Origin of the sequence: Pantoea sp. PNA 14-12 (assembly GCF_004364735.1) — a bacterium.
GTDB classification, from domain to species: domain Bacteria; phylum Pseudomonadota; class Gammaproteobacteria; order Enterobacterales; family Enterobacteriaceae; genus Pantoea; species Pantoea stewartii.
The window spans coordinates 244,048-259,885 of sequence record NZ_SOAJ01000002.1 but is presented as its reverse complement, the minus strand read 5'-3'; the positions used below and the strand labels follow the sequence as shown (position 1 = coordinate 259,885).

The following is a 15,838-nucleotide window of genomic DNA, read 5'->3' as shown; positions in this document are numbered from 1 at the left end:
TTACTTATTGAAGTGAACGACGGAGCGGATCGACTTCCCTTCGTGCATCAAATCAAAGGCGTCGTTTATCTCTTCCAGCGGCATGGTATGCGTAATGAAGTCGTTCAACGCAAATTTACCATCGAGGTAATCCTGCACAATCCCAGGCAGCTGCGAGCGACCTTTTACGCCACCAAACGCAGAGCCACGCCAGACGCGCCCTGTGACTAACTGGAACGGACGCGTAGAGATTTCCTGGCCTGCACCGGCGACGCCGATGATCACCGACTCGCCCCAGCCTTTATGGCAGCACTCCAGGGCAGAACGCATCACGTTGACGTTACCGATACATTCAAAGGAGAAATCCACGCCGCCGTCGGTGAGTTCAACAATCACGTCCTGGATAGGTTTATCGTAATCCTTAGGGTTGATCAGATCGGTCGCACCAAGTTTACGGGCCAGGTCGAATTTGCTGGTATTGATATCAATACCAATGATGCGGCCGGCCTTCGCCATTTTCGCGCCGATAATCGCTGACAAACCAATGCCGCCCAGACCAAAGATGGCAACGGTATCGCCTTCTTTAACTTTAGCGGTGTTCATCACTGCGCCCATACCGGTGGTTACGCCGCAGCCCAGCAGGCACACTTCTTCCAGTGGCGCTTCTTTACTGATTTTAGCCAGAGAGATTTCCGGGACGACGGTATATTCGGAGAAGGTTGACGTGCCCATATAGTGAAAAATGGGTTTACCGTCTTTAAAGAAACGCGTCGTGCCGTCAGGCATCAGGCCTTTACCTTGCGTGGTGCGGATGGCCTGGCACAGATTGGTTTTGCCTGACAGACAGAACTTACATTTACCACATTCCGGCGTGTAAAGCGGGATAACATGATCGCCCACTTCCACGCTGGTGACGCCTTCGCCGACCGCTTCAACGATACCGCCGCCTTCGTGACCCAGAATCGCCGGGAACACGCCTTCCGGATCGCTACCTGACAGCGTATAAGCATCCGTATGACAAACGCCAGTGGCAACGATACGGACCAGCACTTCCCCTTTTTGCGGCGGCATTAAATCCACTTCTTCAATTTTCAGTGGTTCGCCAGCGGCCCAGGCGACAGCGGCACGGGTTTTGATCATGTTCATGCAATCCCTCTTCCAGTCAGATTGTGACGCGTTATGGCGTCTGGATGGTCGTGATTCATTAAAAATAGCGCGGAAATCTTATTCCGCCGCCTGTAAAGGATGCATCAGCTCATCGTTGAGCGGACGATCGTGAAACTGTTCGATAATAAGGTACTTGAGTGCCTCAACATTGGGCGTAAAGGCGTCCCGTCGCCACATCAGCCAGGTCGCAGTATCACGATACTTCGCCGGCAGGCTGTGTACCTGAACCCGTGCGCGCTCTGGCATCTGTTTCAGGACCGACGCCGGAATCATCGCCACGCCTGCACCGCCTGCGACACAGGCCAGCATGGCATGATAAGACTGAATCTCCATGACGCTGTTTGGCGCGGCCTGGCTGTCGCGATACCAGGCTTCCAGTTTCACCCGGTAAGAGCAGCTGTTGCGGAACGCAAACAACGTATCTTCCTGAGTATCGCGTGCGCTCGTCACCGGGATGTGGTCAAGGTCAGTGATGAGCACCATTTCTTCACGGAACGCAATACAGCCATTCAGATCGTCATGCTGAACCGGCCCGTCGACCAACGCCGCGGCCAGTGTTCCTTCGCGAACCCGATCGATAATTTCACCGGAGGTGCCGGTGATCAGCGATAAGGCGACCGCCGGAAAACGCTGATGATAGGCAGCCAGCAGACCAGGCAGGCGCGTTGCCGCCGTACTTTCCATCGAGCCCAGCGCAAAATTCCCGCCAGGCTTACCGGTGCGCGCCATACTTAAGGCTTCATCGCTCAGGGCCAGAATGCGCTGCGCATAGTTAAGAAAGTTATGGCCCATCGGGGATAAGCGAATACGCTGTTTTTCCCGAATGAACAGATCGGCACCCAGTTCCTCTTCCAACTGGCGCAGGCGCGTGGTGAGGTTAGAAGGCACCCGATGCAGTTGTTCCGCAGCACGGGCAAGAGAACCGCTCTCTGCCACGGAACAGAACATACGTAGCTGGACTAAATCCATGTGTTCTCTTCCTGTAAACAAGTTGGTTAATATTATTCACTTTTCGTGATTCTAAGCATCGTTCATGCTGTACGCAAGTTTCAATTTAAAAAAACTGAGGTGCCCAATGGCATTTCGCGTCGCGATAAGTGCGTTTTTGACCTTGTTTGTCGTCATGGGCATCGGCCGTTTTGCGTTTACGCCCCAGGTGCCTTTACTGATTCAGGCTGATCAGTTAACCCTGACCAGTGCCAGTGTGGTCGCAGCATTAAACTATCTGGGTTACCTGTGCGGTTCCTTTGACGCGATGCGCGCGCAGCAGCGTGTGGAGTGGCGCCTGCATCTGGGGGTTTGGGGCGCGGTGGTGTTAACCGCGTTGTCAGCCTGTGCCGGGGGCCCCTGGCTGCACGGGATCATTCGCTTTGTGATTGGCTGGGCCAGCGGCTGGGCCATGGTGCTGGTGGCCGCGTGGAGCAATGAGCAACTGCATCACTACGGTCGTCCTGGTCTGTCGGCGGCGGTCTTTGCCGGTCCCGGCGCTGGCATTTTCATCAGCGGCCTGCTGGCGGTCATCTTACACAGTTTACAGGTCTCTGTGACGCTGGCGTGGGGCATTTACGCTGTGCTGGCCGCCGTGCTGGTGGCGGCCATCTGCCGCAACCTGCCGCGTACGGGGGCGCTGCACCGGGCAGGGCAGGTACCAGCGCCGCTGACGCTGACGCCCAACCTGCGGCGGCTGGTCCTGAGCTACAGCCTGGCGGGGTTTGGCTATATTTTGCCTGCCACCTTTTTGTCGCAAATGGCGGCAGCCCGTTTTCCGGGCAGTGCGCTGGCGCAGCTGGTCTGGCCGGTATTTGGCGGGGCGGCGATGCTGGGCATCGTCATCGGTATTGTGACGCGTCGAATGGGGCAGGCGCATGCCCGCCTGGCCATCACGCTCTGGGCCCAGGCGCTGGGCGTGCTGGCGGCCGCCTTGTTGCCGGGGTTCGGTGGTTTGTTACTCGGTGCGCTGCTGGTGGGCGGGGGCTTTTTGAGTGTCGTGCAGTTGTCGCTGCTTTGCGCGCGTGAACTGGCTCCGCAGCATACGCGCTATATGGCGGGCTTACTGACCACCGGCTATGCGATTGGGCAACTGGCTGGCCCCTTACTTTCCTCGCTTTCAACCCTGTTTCTGCACCACCTTGAGCCTGCGTTATGGGTAGCAGGCGCCAGCCTGGTCTGGGCGGGCCTGTTAGTGTGGCGGCGGGCCGCGTGAAAAGCTTTCATCTCCAATCAGATTGATTGCTGGATTCCCTGCACAGAAAGTTTCACAATACGCGCTCAGTAATATGACCCGCAGGTAACAGACTGCGGGCGCAACACCTGCCGGAGAAGAGTAAGATGAGTACCTTAAGTCAGGAAGCTGCACTGGTTCACGAAGCGCTGCTGGCGCGTGGGCTGGAAACGCCGCTGCGTGCACCTACGCGTGAAATGGACGATGAAACGCGCAAAAGCCTGATTGCAGGCCATATGACGGAAATCATGCAGTTGCTGAATCTGGATCTTGAAGATGACAGCCTGATGGAAACCCCGCACCGCATCGCTAAAATGTATGTCGATGAGGTCTTTTCCGGTCTCGATTACGCCAATTTCCCCAAAATCACCCTTATCGAAAACAAGATGAAGGTGGACGAGATGGTCACGGTACGCGACATTACGCTGACCAGCACCTGTGAACATCACTTTGTGATTATCGATGGTAAAGCCACCGTCGCCTATATTCCCAAAGACAAAGTGATTGGTTTATCCAAAATTAACCGCATCGTGCAGTTTTTTGCCCAGCGACCTCAGGTGCAGGAGCGTCTGACCCAGCAGGTGCTGCTGGCGCTGCAAACATTGTTAGGCACCAATAACGTTGCTGTTTCCATTGATGCCGTCCACTACTGTGTAAAAGCACGCGGTGTGAAGGATGCCACCAGTGCCACCACGACCACTTCCTTGGGCGGTCTGTTTAAATCCAGCCAGAATACCCGTCAGGAATTTCTGCGCGCGGTGCGTCACAGTTAATATCGACAGGTGGGCGCAGATGCGCCTGCCGGGTCCGTCAGGAGCCGCTATGCAACGCTACCTTGCGCTGGATTTTATTCGCGGCTGTGCCATTCTCGGCATCCTGTTGCTGAATATTATTGGTTTTGGCTTACCTTCTGCGGCCTATCTCAATCCTGCCTGGCAGGGCAGCGTCACCTTGTCTGATGCGTGGACATGGGCGCTGTCCGATATCTTCGCGCAGCTTAAATTTCTGACGCTCTTTGCGCTGCTGTTTGGCGCGGGGTTGCAACTGCAGCTGCCGCGCGGAAGTCGCTGGCTGTCCGCCCGTCTGTCATTACTGGTGCTGCTGGGGTTTCTTCACAGCATTTTTATCTGGGAAGGCGATATCCTGCTGGATTACGGCATTATCGGCCTGATCGTCTGGCGGATGCTGCGCGATGCGCCGTCCACGCGTGGGCTAATCAATACCGGGATTTTACTTTATCTGGTGGGCTGTGCGCTGTTGCTGATCTTTGCCCTGATTAGCAGCGCCGAGCCGTCACGCTCGTGGTTGCCCGGCGCCGCAGACATTCAGTATGAACAGTTCTGGAAGGTCAACGGCGGGCTGGCGGCGGTACGCATCCGCCTGGATAACCTCTCCTCCAGTTTAATGGCACTAGTGGCGCAGTATGGCTGGCAACTGGCCGGACTGATGCTGCTGGGCGCGGCCTTGTTACGTAGCGGCTGGCTGAAAGGAACGTTTCCCGTGTCCCATTACCGGCGCGTTGCGCGGATGTTACTGCCGATTGGGCTGGGGATAGCGACGGCAGGTGTGGCCGCGCAATGGTTTGTGGACTGGGATGCACGCTGGAGTGCGTTCTATTTACAACTGCCGCGTGATCTTGCCAGCCCGTTAATCAGTATCGGCTATGCCGCACTGTGCTTTGGATTTTGGCCAGCCATTCAGCGCTGGCGGATGAGTTATGCTATCCAGTGCGTGGGCCGTATGGCGCTCAGTAACTATCTGCTGCAGTCCCTGATCGGCACTACGCTGTTCTACCGCTTCGGGCTTTTTATGCACTTTACGCGCTGGCAACTGGTCATGATGGTGCCAGGCATATGGTGTATTAACCTGCTGTTTTCCGTGCTGTGGCTACGCTATTTCCCGCAGGGGCCGGTGGAATGGATCTGGCGTCGTCTGACACGCTTTCTTGCCACGCCGCACCCCACGTCATCCTCAGAAAGATAATGACGGTCATCACAAAGGTTGCAGAATTGTATGTAACCGTTTTCATTGATGTGACGCAATTCACGCTGTCCCATGCACTTCCCTGACAGAATAGCGCCGGTGCCATAACCGGCGTAATGCCTTTTCTCTGGAAGTGCTGCATGATAACCATTCGAGATGTTGCGCGTCAGGCGGGCGTGTCCGTAGCGACTGTCTCGCGCGTACTAAATAACAGCAGCGCGGTCACCGCTGAAACACGTGACGTCGTGTTACAGGCGGTTGACGCTCTGGGCTATCGCCCAAATGCCAATGCTCAGGCGCTGGCAACCCAGGTGAGCGATACGATCGGCGTCGTCGTCATGGATGTCTCCGATCCCTTTTTTGGCGCGCTGGTTAAAGCGGTGGATACCGTGGCACAGCGCGTCCAGAAACATGTACTGATCAGCAACTCCTGGCATCAGGAAGAAAAAGAGCGTCACGCTATCGAAGTGTTGATACGGCAACGGTGCAATGCGCTGGTGGTCCATGCGAAAACGCTTTCAGACGCAGAGCTGGCGGGCTTTATGAGTCAGGTGCCAGGTATGGTGGTTATCAACCGCAGTATACCGGGTTATGAGGCCCGTTGCGTCAGTCTGGATAATGTGACCGGGGCCTTAATGGCCTCACGCATGCTGCTGCAACAGGGGCATTCCCGCATCGGCTATCTCTGTTCCAGTCATCCCATTGAAGATGTGGATCAACGGCGTGAAGGCTGGTTACAGGCGATGGCAGAGCAGGGAATCCGCCCACAGGAAAGCTGGATAGCCAGCGCAGAGCCGGATATGCAAGGGGGCGAAGCCGCAATGGTGGAACTGCTGGGACGCAATCTGAATCTCAGCGCCATTTTCGCCTATAACGATGGTATGGCGGCCGGTGCCCTTACCGCTCTGAAAGACAATGGCATTCAGGTGCCGCACCATTTTTCTGTCGTCGGCTTCGATGATATTCCGGTTTCGCGGTACACCGATCCTCAACTTACCACAGTCCGTTATCCTATTGTTTCTATGGCAAAACTTGCCACTGAACTGGCCCTGCAGGGCGCGGCAGGCTGTCTTGACACTACGGCGAAACATATCTTTATGCCCACCCTCGTTCGCCGCCATTCCGTCGCGCAAAAGCAAAGTGTGGAGTCCGTCACTAATTCAGGCGATTCCACGATGTAACCGTTTTCAATCTGTGATTGTATTCACAGTTAATTAACATTGCTATCACTATGATGGCAACGTCTTACAGTACTGAAACATTATGTAACGCCACTCTCCCGTTGAGGGCACCGACAGCATCGTTGGTTCAGGCTTATAACACACGCTTTACGGACGCATTGACCTACATGGAAGTCGAGTTTGGCACGGCACAGCAGTGGCTCAGTCTGATTTAGAGCGCATCTTGCCTCGCCGGATAATTCTTACCCGATGTTCTTCCGCGGCTTGACGCAGCAGAACATAAAAAGACCCTACAGAAAAACCGGAGATACCATGAATAAGAAGGTTTTCACGCTCACAGCACTGGTTGCCAGCATGATGTTTGGTGCAGTAGCCCACGCCGCTGATACCCGTATCGGCGTGACTATTTATAAGTACGACGACAACTTTATGTCGATGGTACGTAAAGACATCGAGAAAGAAGCCAAAACGCTGGGCGGCATCCAACTGCTGATGAATGACTCGCAGAACGATCAGTCAAAACAAAACGATCAAATTGACGTGCTGATGGCAAAAGGCGTGAAAGCGTTAGCCATCAACCTGGTCGACCCGGCTGCAGCGGCTGTCGTGGTACAGAAAGCCCGTGCGAACGATATCCCGGTTGTGTTCTTCAACAAAGAACCTAACGCCAAAGTGCTGGCCAGCTACGATAAAGCCTACTACGTCGGTACCGATTCGAAAGAGTCTGGCGTGATTCAGGGCAAACTGATTGAGAAACACTGGAAAGCGACCCCGGCCTGGGATCTGAACAAAGACGGTGTGATCCAGTATGTGCTGCTGAAAGGCGAACCAGGCCATCCTGATGCTGAAGCGCGTACCAAATATGTTATCGATACTCTGAACAAAGATGGTGTGAAAACCCAGCAGTTAGCGATGGATACGGCGATGTGGGATACCGCACAGGCTAAAGACAAAATGGACGCCTGGCTGTCAGGCCCTAACGCCAAGAAAATCGAAGTGGTAATCGCGAACAACGATGCGATGGCGATGGGGGCTGTTGAAGCGCTGAAGGCACACAACATGTCTTCTATCCCGGTATTTGGTGTGGATGCCTTACCTGAGGCGCTGGCGCTGGTTAAATCTGGCGCGATGGCCGGTACGGTGCTGAACGATGCGGAAAACCAGGCGAAAGCCACCATCGATATGGCGAAGAACCTTGCCGATGGTAAACCGGCCACCGAAGGCACCAACTTCAAGATGGTCGATAAGATCGTACGCGTACCCTACGTACCGGTTGATCAGGAAAACCTGTCTCAGTTCCAGAAATAATTATGTGCAAACGGGCGCGGCGGCTGCTGCGCCTTTTTTATGTCATCACCGTTTTTTAGCCAGGTAAATTATGGCCAGTGATAATACGACCGCGCAGCGCGAATATCTGCTGGAAATGACCAACGTCAGTAAATCATTTCCCGGCGTTAAAGCTCTCGACAACGTAAATTTAAAAGTGCGGCCTCACTCCGTTCATGCACTGATGGGTGAGAACGGCGCTGGTAAATCAACGTTGTTAAAATGTTTATTTGGTATCTACAAAAAAGATACCGGAAGTATTCTTTTTCAAGGGCAGGAAATAGATTTTAAAAGCTCCAAAGAGGCGCTGGAAAATGGCGTGTCAATGGTTCACCAGGAATTAAACCTGGTATTACAGCGTACCGTGATGGACAACATGTGGCTTGGGCGTTATCCACGCAAAGGCTTCTTTGTCGATCAGGAAAAAATGTACCGTGATACCAAAGCGATTTTTGACGAGCTGGATATTAACATCGATCCCCGTGACAAAGTCGCGCATCTCTCCGTCTCGCAAATGCAGATGATTGAGATTGCCAAAGCGTTTTCTTATGACGCCAAAATCGTGATCATGGATGAACCGACATCCTCGTTGACGGAAAAAGAAGTGAATCATCTGTTCACGATTATCCGTAAGCTGAAAGATCGCGGCTGCGGCATTGTTTATATTTCACATAAAATGGAAGAGATCTTCCAGTTGTGTGATGAAATTACGGTTCTGCGTGACGGTCAGTGGATTGCAACCCAGCCGCTCGAAGGGCTGGACATGGATAAGATCATCGCCATGATGGTGGGGCGTTCATTAAGCCAGCGCTTCCCGGATCGCGTAAATGTGCCGGGCGAGACCATTCTTGAGGTGCGCAATTTAACCTCTCTGCGTCAGCCCTCTATTCGTGATATTTCGTTTGATTTGCGTAAAGGGGAGATACTCGGTATTGCCGGGTTGGTCGGTGCAAAACGTACGGATATCGTCGAAACGCTGTTTGGCATTCGCGAAAAATCGGGCGGCACAATTAAACTGCACGGTAAAACGATTAATAATCACACGGCGAACGAAGCCATCAATCATGGCTTTGCTCTTGTGACGGAAGAACGTCGCTCTACCGGTATTTATGCGTTTCTGGATATTGGTTTTAATTCTCTCATCTCCAATATCAAAAAATATAAGAACAACATTGGTCTGCTGGATAATAAGCGTATGAAGAGTGATACCCAATGGGTTATCGACTCCATGCGGGTAAAAACGCCAGGCCACCACACCCAAATTGGTTCGCTTTCAGGTGGTAACCAACAGAAGGTGATTATTGGACGCTGGTTGCTGACGCAGCCCGAAATATTGATGCTCGATGAACCCACTCGCGGTATTGATGTGGGGGCCAAATTCGAGATTTACCAGCTGATGGCTGAGCTGGCAAAAAAAGAAAAGGGCATCATTATTATCTCTTCCGAAATGCCAGAGCTGTTAGGCATCACCGATCGTATTCTGGTCATGAGTAACGGTCTGGTCGCTGGCATTGTTGATACAAAAACGACTACGCAGAACGAAATATTGCGTTTAGCGTCATTACACCTTTAATGAAGTAAGGGCTGTTAACATGAAAGCGACTACAAAAAAGAATGCGCTAACCTGGCTGAAAGAGGGTGGCATTTATGTCGTGCTACTGGTACTGCTGGCGATTATTATTTTCCAGGATCCGACGTTCTTAAGTTTAATGAATCTGAGTAACATTCTGACCCAATCCTCGGTGCGTATTATCATTGCGCTGGGCGTTGCGGGACTGATTGTGACTCAGGGTACAGACCTGTCAGCCGGTCGTCAGGTTGGCCTCGCCGCTATCGTGGCCGCTTCGCTGCTGCAGGCTATGGATAACCCAAACAAAGTGTTCCCACATCTGGAAACCGTACCGATTCCTGTGGTGATCCTGATTGTTTGTGCGATTGGTGCCGTTATTGGCCTGGTGAACGGCGTGATTATTGCTTACCTGAAAGTGACGCCGTTTATCACTACGTTGGGTACCATGATTATCGTTTACGGTATCAACTCGCTGTATTACGACTTCGTAGGCGCATCACCGATTGCAGGCTTCTATGACGGCTTCTCAACCTTTACGCAAGGCTTCCTGCGTTTCGGGGATTTTAAGCTGTCCTACATCACCTTCTATGCGGTGATTGCGATCGTGTTCGTCTGGATTCTGTGGAACAAAACGCGTTTCGGTAAAAACATTTTTGCCATTGGCGGTAACCCGGAAGCGGCAAAAGTCTCCGGCGTAAACGTCAACCTGAACCTGATTCTGATTTATGCCCTTTCAGGCGTGTTCTATGCTTTCGGCGGTATGCTGGAAGCGGGCCGTATCGGCTCGGCAACGAACAACCTTGGCTTTATGTACGAGCTGGATGCTATCGCGGCCTGCGTCGTCGGTGGTGTGTCTTTTGCCGGTGGTGTGGGGACGGTGGCCGGTGTCGTGACCGGTGTGTTGATCTTCACCGTCATCAACTACGGCTTGACCTATATCGGCATTAACCCGTACTGGCAGTACATCATCAAGGGCGGCATCATTATTTTTGCTGTGGCGCTCGACTCGCTGAAGTACGCACGTAAAAAATAACGGCAGAAGTCATCATGTAAGCTAAGCGGCCTGCGGGCCGCTTTTTTTATGGCACGGAAGCCGCCAGCGTGCGCCCGGAAGCAGGAAAGAACGCGGATTCACGGCGAGCCAGCAGGATGCCCGCTATGAGAATACGTGTTCGAATTGACTTTAATCAGGAACGGAAAGCTGTCCTGTGGACGCAAAATCCTGAGTCAGCAGATCAGCAGATCAGCAGATCAGCAGATCAGCAGGTCAGTAAGGTAAAAAAGCAGCAAATCCGCCGCGCTGGACTGACCGTCATCCTTGGTAACGATGCGTGATAAGCCCTGACGCCATCGCAAAGTCCCGCGCTAAGCCTTGTTTCGCCATAGCAAGGATGCTACGCGTCGGCGATGCACTCCTGTCAGAAAGGCGGAGCCTGCCGCGCCGGCGTTATCATCCGTTCTCACAGTCTCTCTTCACGCCAGGGTGAGCGGGATGTCAGCCAGACAAAGGCGGCTTACTGATGGCGTTTTTGTTCCAGTTCCAGCAGTTGCTCAGGGGTGACAGCAGGATAGCTTTGCGCATCCTCCGGCACATCATGTACGGCGGGAATGGGCACCAGAGGCCCGAGAAAGCGCGGTTCACGCTTGAGGAGGTACAAATCTACCAGCGCGCCAAGACGTGCACCGACTTCACGCATGCGCACTGTCAGCATATTTTTCGGCGAGGGCACAGCGTAGCACTGAGCCTGAATGCCAAGGTGCAGGGCGATAAACAGTGCCCGCTCACAGTGGAAGCGCTGGGTGATGATAATAAAATCGTTGGTATCGAATACCTTGCGCGTGCGGACAATGGAGTCCAGCGTCCGAAAGCCTGCGTAATCCAGTACGATATCTGCCGGGTCGACGCCACCTTTGATTAAATCGCGCCGCATGGTCATGGGTTCGTTATAGCTCTGCTGCGCATTGTCTCCGCTCAGCAGTAAATAGTTAATCTTGCCGCTGTTATAGGCGTTAAGCGCGCCCTGCATCCGGTAGAGGTAGTACTGATTAATCACCCCGGTGCGGTAATATTTTGCCGTACCCAGCACAACACCGACCTGACGATGGGGCAGTGAGGCCAGATTGTCGTAAATATAGGGGGCGGTTTTCCAGCTTATCCAGCGATCCAGGCCAAGCGCCGTCCCCACCATCGTTAAGATGATGAAAAGCAGAGCAATGAAAACGCGTTTCAACATGCGCCTGAGCACTCGAGATGAGAGGTTTTGGTGGGACAAGGCTACTTGAGCAACCCTCGCGAAGCAAGTTTACCCCGTCTGGCTGGTGCTATTTTAAGCAGCGCTGGATCAGAGGATGATCCAGCGCAGACCTTTTTAGATCGAGGTACGGCGGTAATGACGGTATTGCGGCAGCCAGAAGTTATTCGAAATAGACTGTGACAGCACGTCTTCCGAGGTCACCACGGCAACGCCCGCCAGTTGCGCGGCTTTGCCTACTTCCATTGCGATCACTTTCGACACGCCCTGAATATCTTTGATTTCAGGCAGTACCGGCCCTTCACCATCGTTGACCAGCGGCGAGCAGTCTGCCAGTGCGCGGCTGGCGGTCATCAGCATGGTATCGGTTACGCGTGATGCACCCGAGGCAATCACTCCTAAACCGATGCCCGGGAAGATATAGGAGTTGTTACACTGCGCGATCGGATAGGTTTTACCGTTCCATGAAACCGGTGAGAACGGGCTCCCGGTCGCGACCAGTGCAGCACCATCGGTCCAGGCGATAATATCCGCTGGCGTGGCTTCAACGCGCGAGGTGGGGTTAGAGAGCGGCATCACAATAGGACGTTTGCAGTGCTTGTGCATCTCGCGGATGATCTCTTCGGTGAACAGTCCGGGCTGCCCTGAAACCCCAATCAGAATATCGGGTTTGGCATTGCGCACTACGTCCAGCAGCGAAATCGCATCACTGGCCGTATCCCAGTCTTTGAGGTTGTCGCTTTTCTGCACCAGCTTGCTCTGGAAATCGAGCAGGTTAGGCAACTTATCAGTGAGCAGGCCAAAGCGGTCGACCATCATTACGCGGCTACGCGCCTCTTCATCGCTCAGACCTTCCGACTTCATCTGCGCAATGATTTGCTCTGCGATACCGCAGCCGGCTGAACCTGCCCCCAGGAACACCACTTTTTGTTCGCACAAACGGCTTCCGGCAGCACGACTGGCGGCAATCAGAGTGCCCACGGTGACAGCAGCGGTGCCCTGAATATCATCGTTGAAGCAGCACACTTCATCGCGATAGCGCTCCAGCAGCGGCATTGCGTTTTTCTGCGCAAAGTCTTCAAACTGCAGCAGCACTTTCGGCCAGCGGCGTTTCACGGCCTGGATAAATTCATTAACGAATTCATCGTACTCTTCGCCGGTGATACGTGGGTGACGCCAGCCCATATAAAGCGGATCGTTCAGCAGTTGCTGGTTATTGGTACCGACATCCAGCACCACCGGTAAGGTGTAAGCCGGACTGATGCCGCCGCACGCGGTATACAGCGACAGTTTACCAATCGGAATACCCATGCCGCCGATGCCCTGGTCACCCAGGCCCAGAATACGCTCACCGTCGGTCACCACGATGACTTTAACGTTCTGTTTGGTGGCGTTTTGCAGCATGTCTTCGATGTGTTCACGGTTGGGATATGAGATGAACACACCGCGGGCGCGGCGATAAATTTCAGAGAAGTGTTCGCAGGCTGCGCCGACGGTTGGCGTATAAATAATTGGCATCATCTCTTCAAGATGATTGTCCAGCAGACGGTAGAACAGGGTTTCGTTGGTGTCCTGAATATTGCGCAGGTAGACGTGCTTGTCGTTATTATTTTTGAAGTCCTGAAACTGACGCCATGCGCGTTTCGCCTGCTCTTCAATGGTTTCGACCGCTTCGGGCAGTAAGCCGTTGAGATTGAATTCGTTACGCTCTTCGATGCTGAAGGCGCTGCCCTTATTCAGCAGGGGAAATTCCAGCAGAATAGGGCCAGCGTAGGGAATATAGAGCGGGCGTTTACTTTCGTATTCGAGTTCCATGCAGTAATGCTCCGGTTGCGAGTGTTCCTGGCGCAATAAGAGGGTAGAGGACGCCAGTTTATTTTGATAAAGAAGGCCTGGCGTCAGATCCTATGAAATTTCTCGCGGATGTACAGCTTTTGTAAATAAAAGATTTAGAAACTGTTTAAAACCGTGCCCCGCATTACGCTTTACGCCAGCTCGATAACGCTGAGGTTGTCGCAACCCAGCGCGCGCAGTGTTGCCTGCGTCGCTGAATACTGATCTAACGCAGGCTGTCGGGGCTGGGCCAGCGCCGCTGCCTGAATCGCCTCGCAGGATTCGCCGGCCATGTTCAGCAAAATCAGTGCGGCCTGAAGCGGAGGCAGGCTGGGATTGAAGGCCGCATTTTCCGCATAGCGACCGCTAAAAATACGGCCTGAGGCGGTTTGCACTGCAACGCCACTGAACGCGCGGCTGTAAGGGGCATGACTCTGGTTGGCCGCGTCAATGGCCGCCTGCGACAGCGCATCGCCCGTGACAACAAAGCCATGATCCACCTTATCCATCAGCCGTTCGGTGATGTGCAGGTCGCCAGGACCGAAAGCGTCAGGCAGATAGTGCGCTAACGTCTGCACCGGGCGCTGGGGCAGGCTGATACGAATCGCCGTGCCGCTGTTAAGCTCATTCATGAACTGGCGGCAATGCCCGCACGGCGTGTAGTTGACGGTGATGGTCTCCAGGCGCGCTTCGCCGCGCAGCCAGGCGTGCGTAACGGCGCTTTGTTCTGCATGCACGGTTTGCTGCATGGTGGCACCGGCAAACTCCATATTGGCACCGAAATACCAGTTACCGCTTATCCCGCGTGCAATGGCACCGACGTTGAAACGGGACAGCGAGGCGACCGCGCAGGCCGCCGCGACCGGAAGCAGCGCCAGGGCGAGGGCGTCCGCATCCAGTTGGGTTTGCTGTTGCAGGAGGGTGACCTGATCGGCCCGCAGCATCGCGTCAAATCCCGGCTCACTCAGCACCGGACGAAGCGCGGTTTGCAGGGGAGCCGGCAGTAATTCAAAGGCAGAGTGGAAACGTGGATGCATGGAAGCCTCATTCAATCTTCAGGCAATGTGCCAGACATCGGTTTATATGTGATCTCTGTCGCTCTGACAATGCAACGTGTCTTAGAGTTTTCAACTTTGCGAGATCTCTCCCAAAGTTTTAGCCAAACCAGTGCAGTAGCAGCGGAAAAACAAAGGGTGCCAGTAACGACGTTACGATGCCGCAGATCACCAGTGCCAGCGAACTAAATGCCCCTTCCCGGAAGTCCAGTTCCGCCGCCCGGGCGGTTCCCAGCGCATGGGACGCATTACCAATCGCCAGACCGCGTGCCGCTTTACTTTTCACGCCCAACAGATTCAGCACCATATGGCCAAATACCGCACCGAGCACACCGGCTATCAGCACACAAATCGCACTGATAGCGGGAATGCCGTGCAGAGAGCCGGATACTGCCATCGCGATCGGTGTGGTGACGGATTTAGGTAAAATCGTGGCGGCGATTTCCGGCGTTGCCCCCATCCACAGGGCGATCGCTGTGCCGGAGGTCATTGCCGTCAGGCTGCCGATCAGGCATACGCCGATAATGGATTTCCAGCGGGCGCGAATTTGATGCATCTGCTCATACAGCGGCAGCGCCAGTGCGACCACGGCGGGCTGTAGCAGGTCATTAAGCACCTGGCTTCCGGCAAAGTAACGTGTATAGGGCAGTTGCAGTAACAGCAGGATGGGAATGATGATCGCCATCGAAACCAGCAAGGGGTTCAGCAGGGCAATCTTCAGCGCGGCAGCCAGTCTGCGCGCCAGGAAAAATGCGCCCAGCGTCAGTGGCAATGACCACCAGATATCACTCATCCTTCACCTCTTTCGTCGGCGCGCGCGAATGCAGCTTGTGGGCGCTTAACCCCACGATGCTCAGGACAGCGAAGGTACTGACAAGACACGAGACCACGATAGGGCCAAACTGCGCGGTCAGCAGATCGGTGTAATTCATGACGCCCACGCTGATGGGAACGAACAGCAGCGCCATATAGCGAATAATAAGATGACAACCGGGCTTAACCCAGTGGACCGGCACGATCTGAGACGCGAGCAGGGTAAACAAAATCAGCATGCCAATAATGCTGCCGGGCAGCGTAATGGGCAGCAACCTTGCTACGCCGTTTCCGGCATATAAACAGAGATAGAGAAGGGTAAAAGCGCGCAGATAACGCCAACTTATCGCTAGCACGGTGTGCATGACAGGCTCCTGTTTCCAACGAGCGTAATCCTACGCACTGACGGTCTGGCGTGCCAGCTGTCAGCGTAAGGCAGAACGGCCCTTCCTGCCATC

General features: G+C 54.1%; 15 protein-coding genes. 8 read left to right on the top strand and 7 right to left on the bottom strand.

Features of this window, described 5'->3' with window-relative positions; all coding sequences use genetic code 11:
• Together C7434_RS08865 and C7434_RS08860 are read right to left on the bottom strand one after the other, a co-directional pair.
• Positions 1–1,125 carry an S-(hydroxymethyl)glutathione dehydrogenase/class III alcohol dehydrogenase gene (locus C7434_RS08865; RefSeq protein ID WP_033740561.1) on the bottom strand — a complete coding sequence of 375 codons (1,125 nt, stop codon included), beginning with the start codon at positions 1,123–1,125 and terminating at the stop codon, positions 1–3.
• Between the two features lie 78 nt (positions 1,126–1,203).
• A complete protein-coding gene (locus tag C7434_RS08860; protein ID WP_033740559.1) occupies positions 1,204–2,115 on the bottom strand; it encodes a LysR family transcriptional regulator in 912 nt (303 codons plus the stop codon).
• 106 nt (positions 2,116–2,221) lie between these two features.
• Here C7434_RS08860 and C7434_RS08855 point away from each other — a divergent pair, with 106 nt between their 5' ends.
• The 8 genes from C7434_RS08855 to C7434_RS21955 all read left to right on the top strand — a co-directional run bounded on the left by C7434_RS08855 (position 2,222) and on the right by C7434_RS21955 (position 10,762).
• A complete protein-coding gene (locus C7434_RS08855) occupies positions 2,222–3,349 on the top strand; it encodes a YbfB/YjiJ family MFS transporter (protein WP_133745372.1) in 1,128 nt (375 codons plus the stop codon).
• A gap of 125 nt (positions 3,350–3,474) precedes the next feature.
• Positions 3,475–4,140 (top strand): GTP cyclohydrolase I FolE, encoded by a 666-nt coding sequence (folE, locus tag C7434_RS08850; protein WP_006119934.1) that lies wholly within the window; start codon positions 3,475–3,477, stop codon positions 4,138–4,140.
• Positions 4,141–4,189: 49 nt separating this feature from the next.
• Positions 4,190–5,350, top strand: coding sequence for a DUF418 domain-containing protein YeiB (gene yeiB, locus C7434_RS08845; RefSeq protein ID WP_058702636.1), 1,161 nt, complete (start codon positions 4,190–4,192; stop codon positions 5,348–5,350).
• A 140-nt stretch (positions 5,351–5,490) separates the two neighbouring features.
• Positions 5,491–6,531 carry an HTH-type transcriptional regulator GalS gene (gene galS / locus C7434_RS08840; RefSeq protein ID WP_033740554.1) on the top strand — a complete coding sequence of 347 codons (1,041 nt, stop codon included), beginning with the start codon at positions 5,491–5,493 and terminating at the stop codon, positions 6,529–6,531.
• A 312-nt stretch (positions 6,532–6,843) separates the two neighbouring features.
• Positions 6,844–7,839: a galactose/glucose ABC transporter substrate-binding protein MglB gene (gene mglB, locus C7434_RS08835; RefSeq protein ID WP_033740552.1), complete on the top strand. Its 996-nt coding sequence runs from the start codon at positions 6,844–6,846 to the stop codon at positions 7,837–7,839.
• A gap of 70 nt (positions 7,840–7,909) precedes the next feature.
• Positions 7,910–9,430, top strand: coding sequence for a galactose/methyl galactoside ABC transporter ATP-binding protein MglA (mglA, locus tag C7434_RS08830; protein WP_006119927.1), 1,521 nt, complete (start codon positions 7,910–7,912; stop codon positions 9,428–9,430).
• Between the two features lie 19 nt (positions 9,431–9,449).
• Positions 9,450–10,460 carry a galactose/methyl galactoside ABC transporter permease MglC gene (gene mglC / locus C7434_RS08825; protein WP_006119926.1) on the top strand — a complete coding sequence of 337 codons (1,011 nt, stop codon included), beginning with the start codon at positions 9,450–9,452 and terminating at the stop codon, positions 10,458–10,460.
• A 125-nt stretch (positions 10,461–10,585) separates the two neighbouring features.
• The gene (locus C7434_RS21955) at positions 10,586–10,762 is read left to right on the top strand and encodes a hypothetical protein (RefSeq protein WP_166649050.1); all 177 of its coding nucleotides are present in this window, start codon (positions 10,586–10,588) and stop codon (positions 10,760–10,762) included.
• A 179-nt stretch (positions 10,763–10,941) separates the two neighbouring features.
• Here C7434_RS21955 and sanA read toward each other — a convergent pair whose 3' ends face one another.
• The 5 genes from sanA to C7434_RS08800 all read right to left on the bottom strand — a co-directional run bounded on the left by sanA (position 10,942) and on the right by C7434_RS08800 (position 15,745).
• The gene (gene sanA, locus C7434_RS08820) at positions 10,942–11,661 is read right to left on the bottom strand and encodes an outer membrane permeability protein SanA (RefSeq protein WP_033740551.1); all 720 of its coding nucleotides are present in this window, start codon (positions 11,659–11,661) and stop codon (positions 10,942–10,944) included.
• Between the two features lie 135 nt (positions 11,662–11,796).
• Positions 11,797–13,494 carry an NAD-dependent malic enzyme gene (locus tag C7434_RS08815; protein WP_006119924.1) on the bottom strand — a complete coding sequence of 566 codons (1,698 nt, stop codon included), beginning with the start codon at positions 13,492–13,494 and terminating at the stop codon, positions 11,797–11,799.
• A gap of 170 nt (positions 13,495–13,664) precedes the next feature.
• Complete coding sequence (gene cdd, locus C7434_RS08810; protein ID WP_006119922.1) at positions 13,665–14,549, bottom strand: cytidine deaminase; 885 nt, start codon at positions 14,547–14,549, stop codon at positions 13,665–13,667.
• 118 nt (positions 14,550–14,667) lie between these two features.
• The gene (locus C7434_RS08805) at positions 14,668–15,360 is read right to left on the bottom strand and encodes a CidB/LrgB family autolysis modulator (protein ID WP_133745371.1); all 693 of its coding nucleotides are present in this window, start codon (positions 15,358–15,360) and stop codon (positions 14,668–14,670) included.
• On the bottom strand, positions 15,353–15,745 hold the full coding sequence (locus C7434_RS08800) for a CidA/LrgA family protein (protein WP_033740547.1): 393 nt from the start codon (positions 15,743–15,745) through the stop codon (positions 15,353–15,355). The genes C7434_RS08805 and C7434_RS08800 overlap by 8 nt, the downstream gene beginning before the upstream one ends.
• Between the last annotated feature and the right edge of the window lie 93 nt (positions 15,746–15,838).